This window comes from Methanobrevibacter sp. (genome assembly GCA_022775905.1).
Classification (GTDB): Archaea; Methanobacteriota; Methanobacteria; order Methanobacteriales; family Methanobacteriaceae; genus Methanocatella.
In genome coordinates this window covers 55,803-73,612 of record JALFJX010000025.1, presented here as the reverse complement: position 1 = coordinate 73,612, position 17,810 = coordinate 55,803, and the positions used below count along the sequence as shown (strand labels likewise).

The window sequence follows — 17,810 nt, the reverse complement described above, 5'->3', positions numbered from 1 at the left end:
TTAGAAGAGGACTTAAAGAAGAACTAAATGAACTTAGATCAGATGCATAAAACAACATGTTTTTGATATTCTAAGTTTGAAATATAATTAAAATAAAAATAAGATGAATAAAATTAATAGTTATTGAAAATTATTTAATTTAAATAACTATTAAATTAATTTTTACTAACGTAACAAGGGATGATTTTCACACATTGGATCTCTGATGAAATTTCTTTTTTGCTGATATTTTAAAAAGTAAAGCATCCATTGATTTGAAAGTTCACGAAGAGATGAATCATCCAATCTCTCAAACGGTGAAAAGAAATCCATTTGATTCCCACCAACAACAATTGCAATGTCATCAGATTTTATTAACATGAAAAAATCATTTCTTATGTTATGAATATTAAAATCATCAACAACTGAGACAGTTTTTTCCTTTTTATAATTTCCAAAAAATGTGTTTAAATACTCAAAATCCAAAAATTTAATGTCCTTAATATTAAATGATACTTCTTCACTTAATAATTGATTTTTAAAATCATATTTTGATAAGAAATCAATATCCCAAATATTATTGTAAAATGCAGTGAAAAATGAATCTTCAGCAAATCTGACAACCAACGAGAAATCTTCATCAAGTTTAGGAATTCCGAGTTCAACATCTCTGAATTGCAAGTAAATTGAATCTTGTGATATTTCAATTGAAGCCCATTTACCTGAATTAATAATAACTTCACGAATTAATTTTAAAAATCTTGTATTCATTTTAACACCTAATTTTTAATAAAAACATCATATGCTCCTTCCATTTCATATTCTTTTTCAGGATTATATGATTTGTCCCATTCAAATGGATTAATTTCAATCTGATTATTTATTGTTTCATCCCAATTAATGGTAAAATTTTCTTCTTCAAGATATTTAAAAACCAGTTTACCGATTTCCAATGCTTTTTCTTCATTATTTTCAAAATCACCAAAGGTTATTTTCAATTTACCTTCATAAATAGCTTCTTCAATATCTTCAAAAGTATAAAAACAGAAACCCTCAGCTGAGAATTTATTATTGCGCAAATGAACATATAATTCAAATGCGTCATTTACACCTTCACTCATATCATAACCACAGTTATGAATAGCAACAATACTTTCATTAGCCAATTGAGCAAAAGCATTTTCCAATTTTAAGAAATTTTCATTAGAAAATTCATTTAAGGAAATGGAACATTGAGAAAAGTCAATGTCCTCATCCATAAATTCATCTTCCAATATTTCTAAAATTTCTTCACTATCAAAAAATCCAGATTTAGCGAGCAAATCCTTCATATATTCAAATTCATCGACTAAATCCTGATTCATAGTATCACTGTTCATCTTCACCAAACATCAAAATACGAGTAATATTTCCTCTTTCAGTAAATCCTGCCATTACACGGGATTCACCAATTTTAGCTAAATAAAAACCATCATGCGGTTTAAAACCATATCCTTTAAGTTTTGTGTATGATTCAAAAGCAATTTTAGGAAATACATTGAAATTCTTTTGGAAAGTGTAAAAAGTATCCCTGAATTTTTTAACATCATTATTTTCTTTAATCAAATCTGATTTAATAGCTACAAAAATATCCAATCCTTCTTCTGAAACTGCATAATATGCATCAAATCCAAGGATTGCTGTTGCAGTCATTGCAATAGGATGGCAGAAATTAAAATCTGTTTTAATTAAGGGAGAATTAAATTCAGGAACATTGAATTTATCCCCAATTTCTTTAATTTCAACTGCAGATGAAATCAATTCAGCACCAAATATTTCTTCACAATCCCATGCCCAAGACCATTGATTTAAATCTTGTGAATAAAAACCTAAAACCTGAATAGGCATTTTAATATCATCAAAAGAAATAGATCCATTTTCTAAGTCTAAATCTCCTATTGTTTCACCAATTAATTCAGATAAGTTTTCTTGTTTGTCAAGTGCTAATGCACCATATTTTGATAAAATTATTTTAAATGAATCTCCATCTTCAATTTCTACGGGTTTTTCTATTTTCTTCAAATCAAACACCTAAAATTCTAATTTTGAAATTCTATCCATTGCTTCTTTGGTATTTTCTAAAGTGTTAAACGCAGTGAGTCTTAAATAACCTTCACCACTAGGACCAAATCCAGAACCTGGAGTTCCAACTACATTAGCTTCATTTAATAATAAATCAAAGAATGCCCAGGAATCCATATCATTTGGAGCTTTAACCCAGATGTATGGTGAACTAACTCCACCATAAACTTCTAATCCCAAATCAGTTAAGCTATCGCGAATAACTTTCGCATTTTCCATATAATAATCAATTATTTCTTTGATTTCTTTTTTACCTTCTTCAGTATACATTGCTTCAGCTGCTTTTTGTACAGGATAGGAAACACCATTAAATTTAGTAGTTTGTCTTCTGTTCCATAAGGGGTTGACTTCTACTTCATTAGCTTCCTCATCATATGCCATCAATTGTTTAGGAACAACTGTAAATGCACAACGAGTTCCTGTGAAACCTGCAGTTTTTGAGAAACTTCTAAATTCAATAGCTACTTCTTCTGCACCTTCAATTTCATAGATAGTATGAGGAACATTATCTTCATTAATAAATGCTTGATAAGCTGCATCAAATAAAATAATAGATTTGTTTTCTTTTGCATAATCAACAAATACTTTTAGTTGATCTTTGGTTAATGTAGTACCGGTCGGGTTATTAGGATAACATAAATAGATAATATCAACAGGTTCAGATGGTAATTCTGGAACAAAACCATTTTCAGTATTACATTTTAAGTATACTAAACCTTCATACATGCCATCTTCCATTTCACCTGTTCTTCCTGCCATTACATTTGTATCCACATAAACAGTGTAAACCGGATCAGTTACTGCAATTTTGTTGTCAATTCCAAAAATCTCTTGAATATTACCAGTGTCACATTTAGCACCATCACTAATGAAAATTTCTGAAGTGTCAAGGTTTACTCCATATTGCTCATAATCTTTTGCAATAGCTTTAGCTAAAAATTCATAACCTTGTTCTGGTCCATAACCCATAAAAGTATCAGCATTTCCCATTTCATCAACAGCATCTTTAAAAGCTTTAACAATAGTTGGAGTTAATGGTTTTGTAACATCACCTATACCCATTTTAATAACATCAGCATCAGGATTGTTTTCTACGAATTCTGCTTCTCTTCTAGCCACTTCAACAAAGAGGTAGCTGTTTTTTAGTTTTAAATAGTTTTCATTAATTTTAACAACCATGAGTACTCCTCACAATAATTAATTATTCCAATTTATATTTTATTTTAAGCATATATAAAGTAATTGTTTAAACAAATATTGAGCAAAAGTTGCAGTTTTTAAAAAAAAATAATAAAAATAAATTAATTATTTCAATCTATATGAAAATGAATTTTTTTTAATAACTACCCTCAAACCATGCAATAGACATTCATGCACTAAATTAAAATAATTACTTTTAAAATTGAACAAAAATATGAAAAATTAAGGCAATATAAAAATATTTAAATTAATGAATTATACATATATATTATATAATCAAAAATTAGGGTTGGGAAAAAATGAATGGAATAACCATATTAATTTGGATAACAATTGCAATAATAGGTGTAATTGCATGTATATTAGTTAAATTACACTACAAAGGTAATGAACTCGAACATGAAGAAGGATCAATAATTCCAAGTAAGGATAATTTAAATGGAATATTGTCTCAAGGAAAAGAAAAAATTAATTCGAAAAACATTACTAATAGTTTATCTCAAAAATCAACCCGAAATTCTCAAAATACAAAATCATTATACGGAAACCAGCAACATGCTCCAAAAGACTATGATGTTTATATTGTTCCGGAAGTTAATAATAACAACGTAAAAACTTATGAATATGAATCCGAAAATCAAGTGCTCATTGATTATGGAAACCAAGTTAAAAAATTTCAAGAACCAATTAAACAAAGCCAGATGGATATTATGAATCAAAATAAAGATGATAAAACAGAATTAAAAGATTTATTCACAATTGATGAATTAATTAAAGAGTCCAAAAGAAAGGACAATGAAAGAGAAAAAGAACAAGCAACTGAAGATACTGAATTAACTGAACTTAAGGAAAGTATTGCTAAAAAGCAAGAAGAAAATGTTGAAGAACCAGTTGATGAAGAAGTAGTTAGTGAAGTTGAAACAATCGAAAGCTTATTGAATGATGAAGAAAAAAGTGAAGAAATTACTAAAGAAATTGAAACACCTTCAACATCACAAAAAACCATTGAAGAAGCTATTTCATCTGCTTCCAATGAAGAAAAAGAAGAAGAAATCGAAAGTATTTCCGCAGAGGAAAACATTACTGACGTACTATTAAATGCTGACAATGATGAATTAGACCTCCCTAATGAAGAAATCAAAGAACCAACACTTAAAACCCCAAATAAAGTAGGGGAAACAAAACTTAAAGACATTGAATCTTCCGTTGAAGAAGATACCATGGATTTGGACTATAGAAAAGATTTAGATAAATTCACCAAGAAAATTACCGGTTCCAAAATATTCCAAGATGTTAAAGAAAGATTAAATCAAGAACCTGAAGAAGAATACATCGAAGAGGATACTCGTCAAAACGAAACATACATCAGAAATGTAAGGGAATATGATGACTTTGAACCTATCATAAATGAAACACATGTTGACTATCAAGATCCAATTGAAGATATTGAACCTGCATTCAGTAATGACAAACCATTCGGACAAAGAAATACTGGTAAAGCGTTTGAAGTAATCAGAGATGCTCCAAAACCTGAAATTGCAAAACCAACTTCAGCTATTAAAAGCAAACCTTCAAGAGACAATATCAAAATAAAATTAAACAATAATGAAGTTGTACTTAAAAAAGGAGATGAAATAATATTCAATCACTTAGATGAAACTTATTCCAGCCAAGTTTATGCTATTAATGGTGATGACATTTCTGTTAAGTACAGACGTCAAAATATTGTAATCAAACCAACTGATGTTAAAAAGATATATTAAATATCTTTTTACAAATTCTTTTTTTATTCATTACTTGCATAATATTCTTCTATTTTTATAGTTATTCCTTTAAGAATTATTTAACACACAATCCAGTTAAACAAAATGATTTTTAATTATATATACTAGTTTATATAAAACTAAAAATAGCATGATTAAACATGACATTTTAATAATCAAATTTGTGTGAAAAATAATGGAATTCAATATAACAAAAAAGATAGGGCTTAGAGAAATAAGTTTAATAATAGCAATTTTAATCTTAATAATCCAAATAGGGGATTCAGCTAACGATTGCATTAATGTTGATTTTTATAAACCATTATTTTTCTTCTTTTTCGGAGATGTATTCATACCAATTATTCTCATAATTTCAATTTATTTTAATAAACTGGAGAATAAAAACTGGAGATATTTCTTTACAATAGCTGTAATAACATACTTCATCATTGGTATTATATCCAATTATACTTCATTTGGAAAATCTTACTATTCAACAAATGACATGCTACATAAATGGGATGTTTATTTAGACTTAGTCACATATTGCATTGTTTGTTTATGTGTAATTTATAAAAAATATTTTAAACTAGTTGATGTATTATGTTTAGGTAGTTATGTATTTGGTCTTATGATGGCTATTTACAATATCCGTATAGGAGATGCATATACCGGATTATATTACGTAGTTTATTATATTGCATGGTCTCTTATGTTTATATTCATTTATCCAGATGAAGGTTACTCCAAAGTATTGAACTCAAAATCAGTTATCGGTAAATCCACAAGAAGATTAGCAGTCATTATTATCAGTGCTTCCTTTGTCTTTACAATTATCAGAGTCCTAATAGAATCTTCTCCATTATTATCTGATTCTATTTCAAGAAGCAATGTTGAAATTATCGCATTCAGTATATTTTTAGCAATTGTATGGGCATTTATAACATATTATAATAACCACATCAACGAAGAAGACATAAAAAATAAAAGAAAACTTGAAGAAGCATATATGAATAATGAAGTATTGCTCGCTGAAGTTCACCACAGGGTGAAGAATAACTTAACCGTTTTATCCAGCTTTATAAATATTGAAAAACGTAAATCATCAAACGAAGATGCTAAAAAAATTCTAACAAGCATTCAAAATCGTATTATGACTATGACATTAGTTCATTCCAATTTATATGAAACATTAGACTTTGGAGAAGTGAATGCTAAAAAGTACATTGAAGAATTAACTTCAAATATCCTCAAGACAGCAAATCGTGATGATATCACTTTTAATTTGGATATTGATGATATTAATATAGACATAGACATTATATCCCCAATAGGATTAATAATAAATGAGTCCATTATTAATTCATATAAATACGCATTTCCAAATCAAGGAGGCGTCATTTCAATTAACTTAAAAGAAAAAAACAGCAATTGCGTTTTAACCCTCACAGATAACGGAATTGGCTGCAGTAAAAAAGATTTAAAATCAAATACTGGCATGGGATCAATGATTATTGAAGTTTTAGTTTCACAGATTGATGGTGAAATGACTATAAACACAGAAAGTGGAGTAAAAAGAGCAATTACTTTCGAAAATAAAATAAAACAACACATGGATATTAAATAAAAAAAGTTTGAAGACTAAATGAATTTATTCATTTAATCTATAACTGCCATCTTCAACAATATATTTTGGCATACTAATTTTAAAAGAACGTATGATATTTAAATAGAAATCATCCAGTTCCCTATCAGCATAAGGATAAGTAAATTCAAATATGTACAGATTATTATCTTCAACATATAAGAACTCGTTACGCCTTAACTCTTTTTCACCATCAGAAAATGAAGAAATAATCAAATAATATATATCATCATTTATTGGGACAAAATCTGATAATACTAAATTAATTCTAGGATTGTTGTTAATGTTCTTTTCAATGTCTTCTTTTATGGCTGGAAGCCCAACTAAAGTAGGTGTTGTTGAAAATTTAATTGACATAGGCAGTTTGGTATTTACCAAATATAAATCATTAAATTCATCTTTAGTAGTAACCGGGTCAAAATTTTCAGGCATTAAAAGAGTTGAGTAACCATTGTTAAATAAAGTCATATTATCCCTATTTATGCGCATAGTAGAAGATTAACTCATCATCTTTAATTTCATCTAAACGAGCAAAACCTACTCTTTCAAATTGAACAATATCTCCAACTTTCAAATCAGAGAGTGCACCCTCACCAAGACCTGTTTTGGTTGATGCATCATCCATAACAATTGTAACATTTACATTGTCAGTAGTTGGAACCCATTGAATAATTCTAGCTTTTGCTTCTCTTGCATCTTCAAATGAAGTTGAATGATAAGTTACATTATCACCATCAATGTCAACATTGACTGCATCCATTAATCTGAAAAGTCCATCAACATAATCTGCTTTTGCAAGGTATGCATTGCCTGCAAACGGCAATATTCTATTTCCCCTGTCCATATGGTCTGCATGTAATGGTCTTTCAATTGAGACTTCACCGTCTTCATAACCGTCAACAGTGATTTCTACAGGATCTTCACAGAAGAAATATCTGTTTGCAATTGGCTCTACAAAGTTACGGTTTAATCCATAAATTTTTTTCCAACTGATTGCAGAATCTGCCATTTTAACACCAATTTCAGTGATTAAATTGTAGATTGTTCTTGGATCAATTCCTCTTCTTGCAATAGCTCTTAATGTTCCAAGTCTAGGGTCATCCCATCCGCTGTAGGTTCCATCTTCAATTCCAGCCATTGCTTTTGAGGTACTTAAAGCAATATCTTCCATTTTGAGTCTTCCATAATGGATGAATTCCGGTAAATCCCATCCCATATGGCCATAGAGATATTTTTGTTTTTCGCTGTTTGCTAAGTGGTCTTTACCTCTTAAAACATGAGTCATACCCATTAAATGATCATCTACAGAAACAGAGAAGTTCATCATTGGATATATTCTGTATTTAGTACCCATACGAGGATGCTCTTCATCAACCAATCTCATTGCAACCCAGTCACGAATAGCTGGATTTTTGTGAGCAATATCAGTTTTTATTCTGAGCACTGCTTCACCAGCTTCCATAGTATCAAATTTTTCCCATAATGCAAGGTTTTCTTCCACACTATTATCACGACATGGGCAAGCTTTACAATTGTCCTTGAGTTCTTTGAAGTCTGCACCGTCACAGGTACACATGTAAGCTGCACCTTTTTCTATTAATTGGCGAGCATAATCATAATAAATTTCAAATCTGTCTGATTGGTAAATAATTTCATCAGGTTCAATTCCAAGCCATGCTAAATCTTCAGGAATCATCTCATAAGCAGGTTCGAATACTCTTTTTGGGTCAGTATCCTCGATTCTCAAGATTAATTTACCATTGTGTCTTTTCACATATTCTGCATTTGGAACTGCTGCTCTTGAGTGTCCAATGTGTAATGGACCACTTGGATTTGGAGCGAAACGCAATACAATATTTTCATGAGTTCCAGGAAGTTCTTGAAGTCCTACTTCTTTTGCTTTTGGTTTTTTCTCTTGAACTTCTACACCTAATTTTTCCATTTCACTAACTTGTTCTTCCGGAGACATTGCATTTACTTGAGCTACAATCTTACCAGATATCGGACCAATTTCTTTTGCTTTACTTCTAAGTTCAGGTTCATTGGACATGATTGAACCCATAACAGCACCAGGGTTTGCACTTCCCTTATGTTTAGCTGCATTTAATAAAGCATGTTTAAAAACAATTTTTTCTAAATCATTCATTTAATCATCACAATTTAATTAATTAATATAAAAATAAGTATGATTATTTATCTATTTGAAGATATATAAATATTAAGAATATTTGCCATGACAAAAATAAAAAAATAAGTTGATACCATGAATAAGGACATTAGTCAAGCAAAAAAATATATTAATGAAAAAAATTACTCAGAAGCCCTTAGATTAGCACGCAGGAACCATTCAAAAGATAACGTTGAAACTTATTTAACCATTTTAAATTTATTGATTGATGAAAATCATATTTCAGCTCTAGAAGAAAAAGGATTGTACTACCAGTATTATGATGAAACACATGACAATGGTGATTATGGTGAAAAGTATTTTGACAAATATTTAGAGAATCAACCAAAATCAATCAATGCATTGTGCGATAAGGCAATGTCCAGATTTAATAAAGGTAAAATCGATGATGCCTTAAATTATATGGATAATGCATACAAGAACTATTCCAATTATTCAAAAATTGAAACACCCCGCATTTCAAAAAAAGAATTATTACTAGCCAAAATTGAACTTTTAATGCAGGCAAAAAGATATGAAGATTCCTTGAGACTTCTCAACAATTATGAAAATCAATTTGGATCAAACCAAAAGTCAGATTTATACAAAGGACAAATGCTTCAAAAGAATGGTAAAAATGAAGAAGCACTTATGTATTTAACCAAATCATTACGAGAAGAAGATACACTAGTCGGATTTAATGCAAAAGGTGATGCATTATTTGACCTTGGAAGATACAAAGATGCATTAAATGAATACAAAAATTGCTTAAATTATGAAAGCAAAATCGAGGACAATCTAGAGTTAATTACAAATTTCAATTACAAGTCTGCATTCTGTTGTGTCAATCTTGGAAATGACCGTGAAGCCATAAAATACCTGAATAAAACAATTAACATGTTAAATGAACATGGAAGGCTTTCAAAGGACATAGAATCAATATACCAAAAATGTTCCTTTGAAAAAGAAAGAATATTAAAAAAAGGAGATGTTGAAGACCAGGAATTCAGAAAAAGCAAATTTTTCTCAACTAAAACTTCCCTACTTTTATTATTAATTATTTTCATACTATATATAATATTAAAATTAAATGGTTATTAGAAATGGTGAATTAAAATGGACAATTCCACTATTACAGAATATTTAAACGAAACACAAAGCATAGATTATATGAACCCAATCATCCAGGAAAAGGTCAGAGAATTAAAAAATCAATCAACAGATAAGAATGACTACATAAAAAGAAGTTACATGTTTGTTCGTGACGAAATTCCACATTCCTGGGATATTGGAGCAAATGTTGTTTCAAGGACTGCCAGTGATGTGCTTAAGAATAAAACTGGAATTTGCTGGACAAAATCCTGCCTTCTTGCAGCCATTCTTAGAGCAAATAACATCCCATCAGGAATTAGTTACCAACTTCTCTCATTGTCTGAAACTGGGAACCAAGGTCATATGATCCATGCATTGAATACTGTATACATAGAAAATTCCTGCAAATGGATTAGACTCGATGCTAGAGGCAACATAAATAATGAGAATAATGAATTCTGTTTAGACAATAATCAATTAGCTTTTGAAGCCAGAAGTGAATTAAATGAAATTGATTATAATGACAACAATACCGATTTAGATGAAAGATTGATAAAGACTCTTAATGAAAATGAAAACCTATTCGAACTAAAAATTAATTTTGATTGATTTAATTTAAAAAAAGGGATTGATACAATGAGACTTGGAAAAACAAATTTAAAAGTAAACAAAAACGGATTTGGAGCACTTCCAATTCAGAGAAGAAATGAAGAAGATTCCATTGAAATATTAAAAACTGCATATGACAATGAAATTGACTTTTATGATACTGCACGTTTCTACACTGACAGTGAAGGAAAACTCGGAAAAGCATTTGAAGATGTTCGTGAAAACATTTACATTGCAACAAAAACCGGAATGGAAACAGTTGAAGAATTTTGGAATGATTTAGAAACATCACTTAAAGAATTAAGAACAGATTATGTTGACTTATATCAATTCCACAACCTTTCATTTTGTCCAAAAGCAGATGATGAATTATATAAAGCAATGCTTGAAGCAAAAGAAGAAGGAAAAGTAAAACACATTGGAATCACAACCCATAAAATCACTCATGCACATGAAGCATTAGACAGTGGACTTTATGAAACAATGCAATATCCATTTTCATACTTAAGCGGTGAAGAAGAATTGGAACTTGTTGAAAAATGTAAACAAATGGATGTTGGTTTTATTGCAATGAAAGGAATGGGTGGCGGATTAATCAAAAATTCCAAAGCCAGCTTTGCATATATGAACCAATTCGATAATGTATTGCCAATTTGGGGAATTCAAAAACTAGAAGAACTTAACGAATTCTTATCCTATGATAAAAATACCATTTTAACTGATGATTTGAAAGCAGATATTGAAAATGATAAAAAAGAACTAGGAGTGAACTTCTGTAGAGGCTGCGGATACTGCATGCCATGTCCTGAAGAAATTAACATCAGTTTATGCTGCAGAATGTCATTATGGATTAGGCGTTTTCCAACTGAACCTAATTTAGATGAAAAAACACAAAAACTTATGGAAAAAACAAAAGACTGTACTGAATGTTACTCATGTGTTGACAAATGCCCCTATGAACTTGATATTCCAGAACTTATGAAAGAAAACTATGAAGACTATCAAAACGTATTGACCGGTAAAACAAAGGTGGAATAATGAAACAATGCATTGATGATCCGAATGATGTTGACTGGGTAAAATTCTGGGGTGAACGCTTAGAAAACAAAATCAATAAAGATTGGGACAAAGCAGCACCGGGATTTTATAAACGAACAAGAAAAGATGACTATCAGGACGCATTATTTGATAAATTAATTTTAGATAAAAATGACACAGTTTTGGATGTTGGCTGCGGTGAAGGATCAATAACCATACCAATAGCTAAAAAAGTTAAAAAAGTAATAGGAGTTGATTCATCACCCAAAATGCTTGAATATCTTGAAAAAAGAGCTATTGAAAATGATGTGGAAAATATCGAAACCATTCTAAAACCTATTGAAGAGATAACCTATGAAGATATTGGAGATGTTGATGTAGTAGTATGCTCAAGATCACTTAATGGAATCATTCCAATTGATAAAACTTTAGAAGAACTTAATAAAATTGCAAACAAATATGTCTTCATAACAATTTTTGGACCTGAAAACAAGAAAATCGAAAAGGATTTCGAAAATGAAATTGGAATTAAAACAGAAGATTTCCCTGATTATAACTACTTTTTCAACATAATGTTCAATTTAGGGATTTATGCAAATATTGAAAGGTTTGACCTCAATAACTACCGTGAATACGACAGCATTGATGAAGCTGCAGGTAATGGAAAATTCAGGACTGACTTATACAATGACAATGAAAAAGAGCTTCTAAAAGAATATCTAAAAAGAGTTCTTACATACAATGAAGAAACTGAAAAATATTATAATGTCAAAGACAAAGCAGATTGGATTTTGATTTGGTGGAAACAATAGCTACCAAATCCGTGTTTTTCATATGATAAAAAGAGAGATTAAAAACGACAAAAACCATGAAACATATTGGTAAACGCACATCCAATATCCTCATGGTTAATGTAATGTGGTATATTATTTTATTCAGGTATAGAAATTTAAAATGAAATTAATTAGATTTAATCATGGTTAAAATCATTTTAAATGGAGATATTACAGCTTGAAGTGCATGAGGTTCATTAGCTGGCATTATAATAAATTCTCCAGAGCTAACAGTGTGTGTTTTTCCAGAAATTGTGATTTCGGCTTCACCATCAATAACTTGAACAAACGCATCAAAAGGAGCAGAATGTTCAGATAATCCTTGACCTTGATCAAACGCAAAGAATGTAATTGTACCTAGCTCTTTTTTAAGCACTTCACGGCTGACGACACTATCTTTTTGATAGTCCAATAAAAATTGGATATTTAAAGCCTTAGCTTTAATATCATCATTCACAACTATTCCCCCATAATCTTTTTGATATCAACTAATGCATTACCAGAAGTTGGAGTTAAGTTGTAGTTTCCAACTAAGACATTTAAAATGTCTTCATTACACCATGCAGGAAGTACAGGTCCAATCCACATGTCAGTTTTTCCAAGGTAGAGTAAAGCCCAGAGTACTGCAGCTGCTTTTTGTTCCATCCAACTGAGAACAATAGTTAATGGTAATTCATTTAATTCCATGTCGAATAATTCACATAAAGCTAATGCCACATCTACTGCAACAATGGTATCATTACATTGTCCTACATCGAGTAATCTTGGAATTCCTTCAATGTCACCTAAGTCTAAGTCATTGAATTTGTATTTTCCACATGCTAATGTTAAGATAACTGTATCTTGCGGTAAGTTTTGTACGAATTCTCTGTAGTAGTTGTTGTGTTTTGCTGCTTTGTCACATCCACCAACAACGAAGAATCTTCTGATTTTTCCTTCTTCAACTAATTTTTTGATTGCATCAGCATGCTCTACAATAGCGCCTGCACTCCAACCAGTAGTAAGAGTAGTTAATTCTTCAGATTCTAATGATCCTAAAGATTTTGCACATTCAATTACTTCTGAGAAATCATAATCTTCAATAGTTTTTACACCTTCGAGTTTAGCTACATCCATAGTGAACATTCTTTCTTTGTATGCATCAAGTGCAGGCAATACACAGTTACTGGTTGCAACAATAGCTGCATTGTATTTTTTGAAGACTGTTCTTTGATCATGCCATGCTCCACCTAATTGACCAACTAAGTTTTCATATTTGTTGAGTCCAGGGTATCCATGGGCAGGTAACATTTCAGAGTGAGTGTAAACTTTAATGTCTGTTCCTTCAACTTGTTTTAATAATTCTTCTAAAGCTTTTAAGTCGTGACCAGTTACAATAATTGCAGGTCCTTCTTGTGCACCGACTTTTACTTCAACAGGTTTTGGTTCACCGTATGCTTCAATGTGTGCATCTTTGAGTAATCTCATTACATCAACACTGACTTTACCTGCTTCTAATGCAAGAGCAACTAAGTCTTCAGCATCAAAGTTGACATTGGTTAATGTAGTGTATAAACCTTTAGTTAAAAATGCATCAATTTCAGGGTTGTATTTTCCTAAAACATTTGCGTTGTAGTTGTATGCACTGATTCCTTTCATGGTGAAGATTAAATTATCTTGTAATCTTGCAACAGTTGCATTTTTACCGCAAACACCTTTAACAGTACACCCAGTTCCCTTAGCGGTCTGGGAACATTGATAACAGAACATATCTAATCCTTCTGACATAATAATTACCTCGTAAATATCGTTAATTAAAGGTAGTCCAAAAGAGTATTTAAAGATATTGTCACTATTCAAGTAGTAATAGTAATTATCATATATGGACTTACAACATAATAATAAATATGGATGAAAATATATCAGTACTCAAAGGAATAGGACTCACTATGTATGAAGCGCAAGCATATGTAACACTCACTTCCTTAATCTCATCGAATGCAACAGAAATAGCAGAAAAATCAGGCATTCCTAGAAGTAAAATATATGATGTTCTTAAGGGATTAATTCAGAAAAACTACATATATGTTGAAGACGGAAGACCACTAACATATACCGTAAGATCACCGGTTGAAGTATTGACTCTTGAAAAAAACAAATTAACATCTGAATTGGATGACACAATAACAAGACTTACTAATGTATATGAAAACGGCATGAGCCAGGTTCAAGCTCCTATTTGGAGAATTTATGGAGTTGAGAGAATTATAAGTCAAGAATTGGAAATAATTACACGTGCTAAAACTTCAGTAAATATGAGAATTGGATTCCTGTTTGAAGGCGAAGGTGAAGCATTAGTGAAGGTATTTAAAAAGAGAAAAAATCTAAATGTCAATATTCTTGCATCTCCAACATGCTGCATTAATGAAGAAACATTCCACATTGTTAAATTCTTCAAAGACCATGACATTCCAGTTCAAAAAGCAGACATCCCTTTTGTTAAAGTATTGATTGCCGATTCGAAGGAAATGATGCATACATATACCAAATTCAGTGAAGACAAAAGAACTGTTCTTCCAAAATCTGCAATCGGAATCTGGAACAAATATGAAGACATTGCAAGAAATTACGATGAAAGATTCATGAACCAACTGCATAAAATAGAAAATAAACAGAAAAAAAATAAAAAACAATCTACATAAATTTTTCTTCAAAATTAATTAAAACTCCAAGTAAATCATCATTTAAACGATTTAATGAATTATTTACAATATCCTCAGGGATTTCCCAATATGCAGATGCAATACTGCCCGCAATAGCTGCTTGAGTATCAGCATCACCACCAAGCGAAATTGCATTTCTTATCGTATCTTCATATGAATTTCCCTCTAAAAAACAAATAATTGATTCCGGAACACTTCCTTTGCATGAAACATCAAATGAATAATCCTGCCTAATTTCACATATTGTTCTATCCAAATCATAACCGTACTCTTTTTCAATGTGTTTTTTAATTTTTTCCTTACTTCCTCCTGTTCTTGCAAGATAAATTGCATCAGAAGTTGCAAGTGCACCATTTATTCCTTCAGGATGATTATGAGTTACAATAGCTGACCTTTTAGCTAATTTTTGGGATTCATCCAATGAATTTGCAACCCATGGACATGGTGAAACCCTCATTGCAGACCCATTGGCCCAGCTACCGTAAGGTTTTGGATCATCTTCAACCAACCATTTTCTAAAGCTTCCACCATAACCTGCATAAGGATAAGTATTGCCCCAATATTGCAATTTATTAATTAAAACATCATCAGAATTTTTATCATCAATTAACCAATTTGCAACAGCCAATGTCATTACAGTATCATCAGTAAATGTTGATTCATCTTTAAAAAATTCAAAATCTTTTGTTTTAATTGGATTAAACTCCCTAGTTGATCCAATAATATCTCCACAGATAGCTCCCAGAATTCCTTTCATGAGCATATATTATGAAAAAAATAATTAATAAAAATATCTAAAAAAAGTAAAAAAAGTCATATGCAAAGCATAGACATAAATTGAGAAATCAAACCATTTTCTAATTAAAACAGAAGTATTGTTTGTATTTCCGGTTGGCAAGAGCATTACTTCTTTGTGGAACCCTCTTGTATCCTTATCTAAAACTGGAGAGTATAAAATTGCTCTCATTCCAGTATATGTTCTATAAATTACAGGAGTATTTTCATCAACATATTCCCAGATATTAGTAAATACTCTATCTTTTGGTTCTGCAAGAGCAGCAACCATTAAAATATCATATTCCAAATCCTGAATTGTAGTTTCATCACCAACAACAATTTCAATGTCATTTTCAAGCCCCAATTTCTTTAGGAGTTTTCTTGAAAGTTCAGCAACATCCTCTTGTTGTTCAATTCCAATACATTTGCATCCAAACAATTCATGGAACATCATTAAAGTAATTGGAAGTGGACCTGAACCTAAGAATACGAATGTTTTGTTTTCATTGAATTTAGCTAATTGACTTTAATTGTTTAATAATCCAACATAACGATCATAGAACTCAAATGATTCTAAATTTGTATCCAAATCATCAGCTTCCAACATTTCAATAGTTTTTTCAGTTTCAAGTCTTGCACCCACATAAACATAAAATTTTCTGATTAATTTTAAAACTTTATTCATTTTCTCATCATCAAGAATATGCTTTGCAGAATCAAAATCAATAGTTTTATCGTGCGCAATGATTCCAACATCTTCCAAAATTTCCATAATTTCATTCATATCCACATTATCCAATGCAGAATCACCATACTTATCCACATCACCTAGTGAAGATAACTTGTCAGCAATTTCTTCAAGCTTGCCCCAATATTTGTAACAACTCACAATATTACCAAATATTATATATTCATATATAATTTACTAATTTTCAAGTTTATAAAGTTATTCAGAACAAAAAAATAAAAGTATTACTAAATTATAAAAAAATAAAAAAAAGTAATAACTAATATAAAAAGTAATACAAAATATTAAACAAAATAAAATAAAATAATTAATATAAAAAGTAATAATATAATTAAGTAAAAATTACATTATTTAATACAATATGAAAATGGATTGCATATGAATAAAAAATGGATAGCTATTAAAGGGAGAAGCTTTAATAATTATTGTAGACAGTGAAAGAAACCTATATGAATTTCATATATTTCTCTTTTTTTATTTGATTAATTATTTCTACATCGATGGAGAAAAATTGATAACAATTAGCAATGCTGATGACCAAAAGTTATCGGCTAATAATAAGTATCAATATAGATTTAATTAATTCGAAAAACAATTAAATATTCTCTACTTAACTATTTTTCTAACATTAGTAAATAGAATACTAATCTTAGAAAGACAATGAAAGAGGAGAAGTAAATAACTATAAAAATAGCTATTTACATTTACAGTCATTAAAATTGATTATTCTAATTCTAATGGCCCCAATTTAGTCAATATTTTATAGAATTCATCCATAGTTGTTTGGAATTTTTCACCTTCGGATGCTGAAATCCATTCATAGAGGAATCTTTCTTTTTCGATTCCGAATTCTTCGAGAATGTCTTCAACAATTTTGGATCTTCTGGACCAATTGTAGTTACCTGCATCATAGTGGCAGTCCCCGATATGACATCCACCTACAAATACTCCGTCTGCACCTTCTTGGAATGCTTTGAAAATCATTGAAGGGCTAATTCTTCCAGAACACATTACACGAATAATTCTAATGTTTGGTGGGTATTGCATACGTGCAGTTCCTGCAGTATCTGCTCCACCATAACAACACCAATTACATAATAAACCTACAATTTTTAATTCTTCAGACATACAAAACA

The 17,810-nt window shown here is 30.3% G+C and carries 19 protein-coding genes; 7 read left to right on the top strand and 12 right to left on the bottom strand.

The features are described 5' to 3' along the window. Positions 1–165: 165 nt before the first annotated feature. The 4 genes from MR875_07535 to MR875_07520 are packed head-to-tail and all read right to left on the bottom strand — an operon-like array spanning position 166 to position 3,279. Positions 166–750, bottom strand: coding sequence for a hypothetical protein (locus MR875_07535; protein MCI6994686.1), 585 nt, complete (start codon positions 748–750; stop codon positions 166–168). Positions 751–758: 8 nt separating this feature from the next. Continuing rightward, positions 759–1,343: a hypothetical protein gene (locus MR875_07530; GenBank protein ID MCI6994685.1), complete on the bottom strand. Its 585-nt coding sequence runs from the start codon at positions 1,341–1,343 to the stop codon at positions 759–761. A gap of 4 nt (positions 1,344–1,347) precedes the next feature. Next, the gene (locus MR875_07525) at positions 1,348–2,049 is read right to left on the bottom strand and encodes a hypothetical protein (protein MCI6994684.1); all 702 of its coding nucleotides are present in this window, start codon (positions 2,047–2,049) and stop codon (positions 1,348–1,350) included. Continuing rightward, complete coding sequence (locus MR875_07520) at positions 2,050–3,279, bottom strand: LL-diaminopimelate aminotransferase (GenBank protein ID MCI6994683.1); 1,230 nt, start codon at positions 3,277–3,279, stop codon at positions 2,050–2,052. Between the two features lie 320 nt (positions 3,280–3,599). On the opposite strand from MR875_07520, the gene MR875_07515 reads away from it, so the two are divergent. Further along, positions 3,600–5,063, top strand: coding sequence for a hypothetical protein (locus MR875_07515; protein ID MCI6994682.1), 1,464 nt, complete (start codon positions 3,600–3,602; stop codon positions 5,061–5,063). A 196-nt stretch (positions 5,064–5,259) separates the two neighbouring features. Beyond that, the gene (locus tag MR875_07510) at positions 5,260–6,690 is read left to right on the top strand and encodes a sensor histidine kinase (protein MCI6994681.1); all 1,431 of its coding nucleotides are present in this window, start codon (positions 5,260–5,262) and stop codon (positions 6,688–6,690) included. 24 nt (positions 6,691–6,714) lie between these two features. Here the strand turns inward: MR875_07510 and MR875_07505 are convergent, their stop codons facing one another. Continuing rightward, positions 6,715–7,176 (bottom strand): hypothetical protein, encoded by a 462-nt coding sequence (locus MR875_07505; protein ID MCI6994680.1) that lies wholly within the window; start codon positions 7,174–7,176, stop codon positions 6,715–6,717. A 7-nt stretch (positions 7,177–7,183) separates the two neighbouring features. Beyond that, positions 7,184–8,854: a glutamate--tRNA ligase gene (locus MR875_07500; protein MCI6994679.1), complete on the bottom strand. Its 1,671-nt coding sequence runs from the start codon at positions 8,852–8,854 to the stop codon at positions 7,184–7,186. Between the two features lie 117 nt (positions 8,855–8,971). On the opposite strand from MR875_07500, the gene MR875_07495 reads away from it, so the two are divergent. The 4 genes from MR875_07495 to MR875_07480 are packed head-to-tail and all read left to right on the top strand — an operon-like array spanning position 8,972 to position 12,426. After that, positions 8,972–9,976: a tetratricopeptide repeat protein gene (locus MR875_07495; protein ID MCI6994678.1), complete on the top strand. Its 1,005-nt coding sequence runs from the start codon at positions 8,972–8,974 to the stop codon at positions 9,974–9,976. A 15-nt stretch (positions 9,977–9,991) separates the two neighbouring features. Then, entirely contained in the window at positions 9,992–10,576 is a 585-nt protein-coding gene (locus MR875_07490; GenBank protein MCI6994677.1) for a transglutaminase family protein, read from the top strand. Positions 10,577–10,603: 27 nt separating this feature from the next. Beyond that, positions 10,604–11,614, top strand: a complete 1,011-nt coding sequence (locus MR875_07485; GenBank protein MCI6994676.1) for an aldo/keto reductase — start codon at positions 10,604–10,606, stop codon at positions 11,612–11,614. Then, positions 11,614–12,426 carry a class I SAM-dependent methyltransferase gene (locus MR875_07480; GenBank protein ID MCI6994675.1) on the top strand — a complete coding sequence of 271 codons (813 nt, stop codon included), beginning with the start codon at positions 11,614–11,616 and terminating at the stop codon, positions 12,424–12,426. Before MR875_07485 ends, MR875_07480 begins: the two co-directional genes overlap by 1 nt. 148 nt (positions 12,427–12,574) lie before the next feature. Here MR875_07480 and MR875_07475 read toward each other — a convergent pair whose 3' ends face one another. Next, positions 12,575–12,904, bottom strand: coding sequence for a cupin domain-containing protein (locus MR875_07475; protein MCI6994674.1), 330 nt, complete (start codon positions 12,902–12,904; stop codon positions 12,575–12,577). Between the two features lie 2 nt (positions 12,905–12,906). Beyond that, positions 12,907–14,214 (bottom strand): hydroxylamine reductase, encoded by a 1,308-nt coding sequence (gene hcp, locus MR875_07470; protein ID MCI6994673.1) that lies wholly within the window; start codon positions 14,212–14,214, stop codon positions 12,907–12,909. A 119-nt stretch (positions 14,215–14,333) separates the two neighbouring features. Between hcp and MR875_07465 the strand changes: the two genes are divergently transcribed. Then, positions 14,334–15,128: a transcriptional regulator gene (locus MR875_07465; GenBank protein MCI6994672.1), complete on the top strand. Its 795-nt coding sequence runs from the start codon at positions 14,334–14,336 to the stop codon at positions 15,126–15,128. Here MR875_07465 and MR875_07460 read toward each other — a convergent pair. The 4 genes from MR875_07460 to MR875_07445 form a co-directional block, all read right to left on the bottom strand. Further along, on the bottom strand, positions 15,121–15,906 hold the full coding sequence (locus MR875_07460; protein ID MCI6994671.1) for an ADP-ribosylglycohydrolase family protein: 786 nt from the start codon (positions 15,904–15,906) through the stop codon (positions 15,121–15,123). The two genes, MR875_07465 and MR875_07460, sit on opposite strands and share 8 nt — an antisense overlap. 24 nt (positions 15,907–15,930) lie before the next feature. Beyond that, a complete protein-coding gene (locus MR875_07455; protein ID MCI6994670.1) occupies positions 15,931–16,380 on the bottom strand; it encodes an SAM-dependent methyltransferase in 450 nt (149 codons plus the stop codon). 72 nt (positions 16,381–16,452) lie between these two features. Continuing rightward, the gene (locus tag MR875_07450) at positions 16,453–16,815 is read right to left on the bottom strand and encodes a hypothetical protein (GenBank protein MCI6994669.1); all 363 of its coding nucleotides are present in this window, start codon (positions 16,813–16,815) and stop codon (positions 16,453–16,455) included. 582 nt (positions 16,816–17,397) lie between these two features. Further along, positions 17,398–17,802: a hydrogenase iron-sulfur subunit gene (locus tag MR875_07445; GenBank protein ID MCI6994668.1), complete on the bottom strand. Its 405-nt coding sequence runs from the start codon at positions 17,800–17,802 to the stop codon at positions 17,398–17,400. Positions 17,803–17,810: the final 8 nt, after the last annotated feature.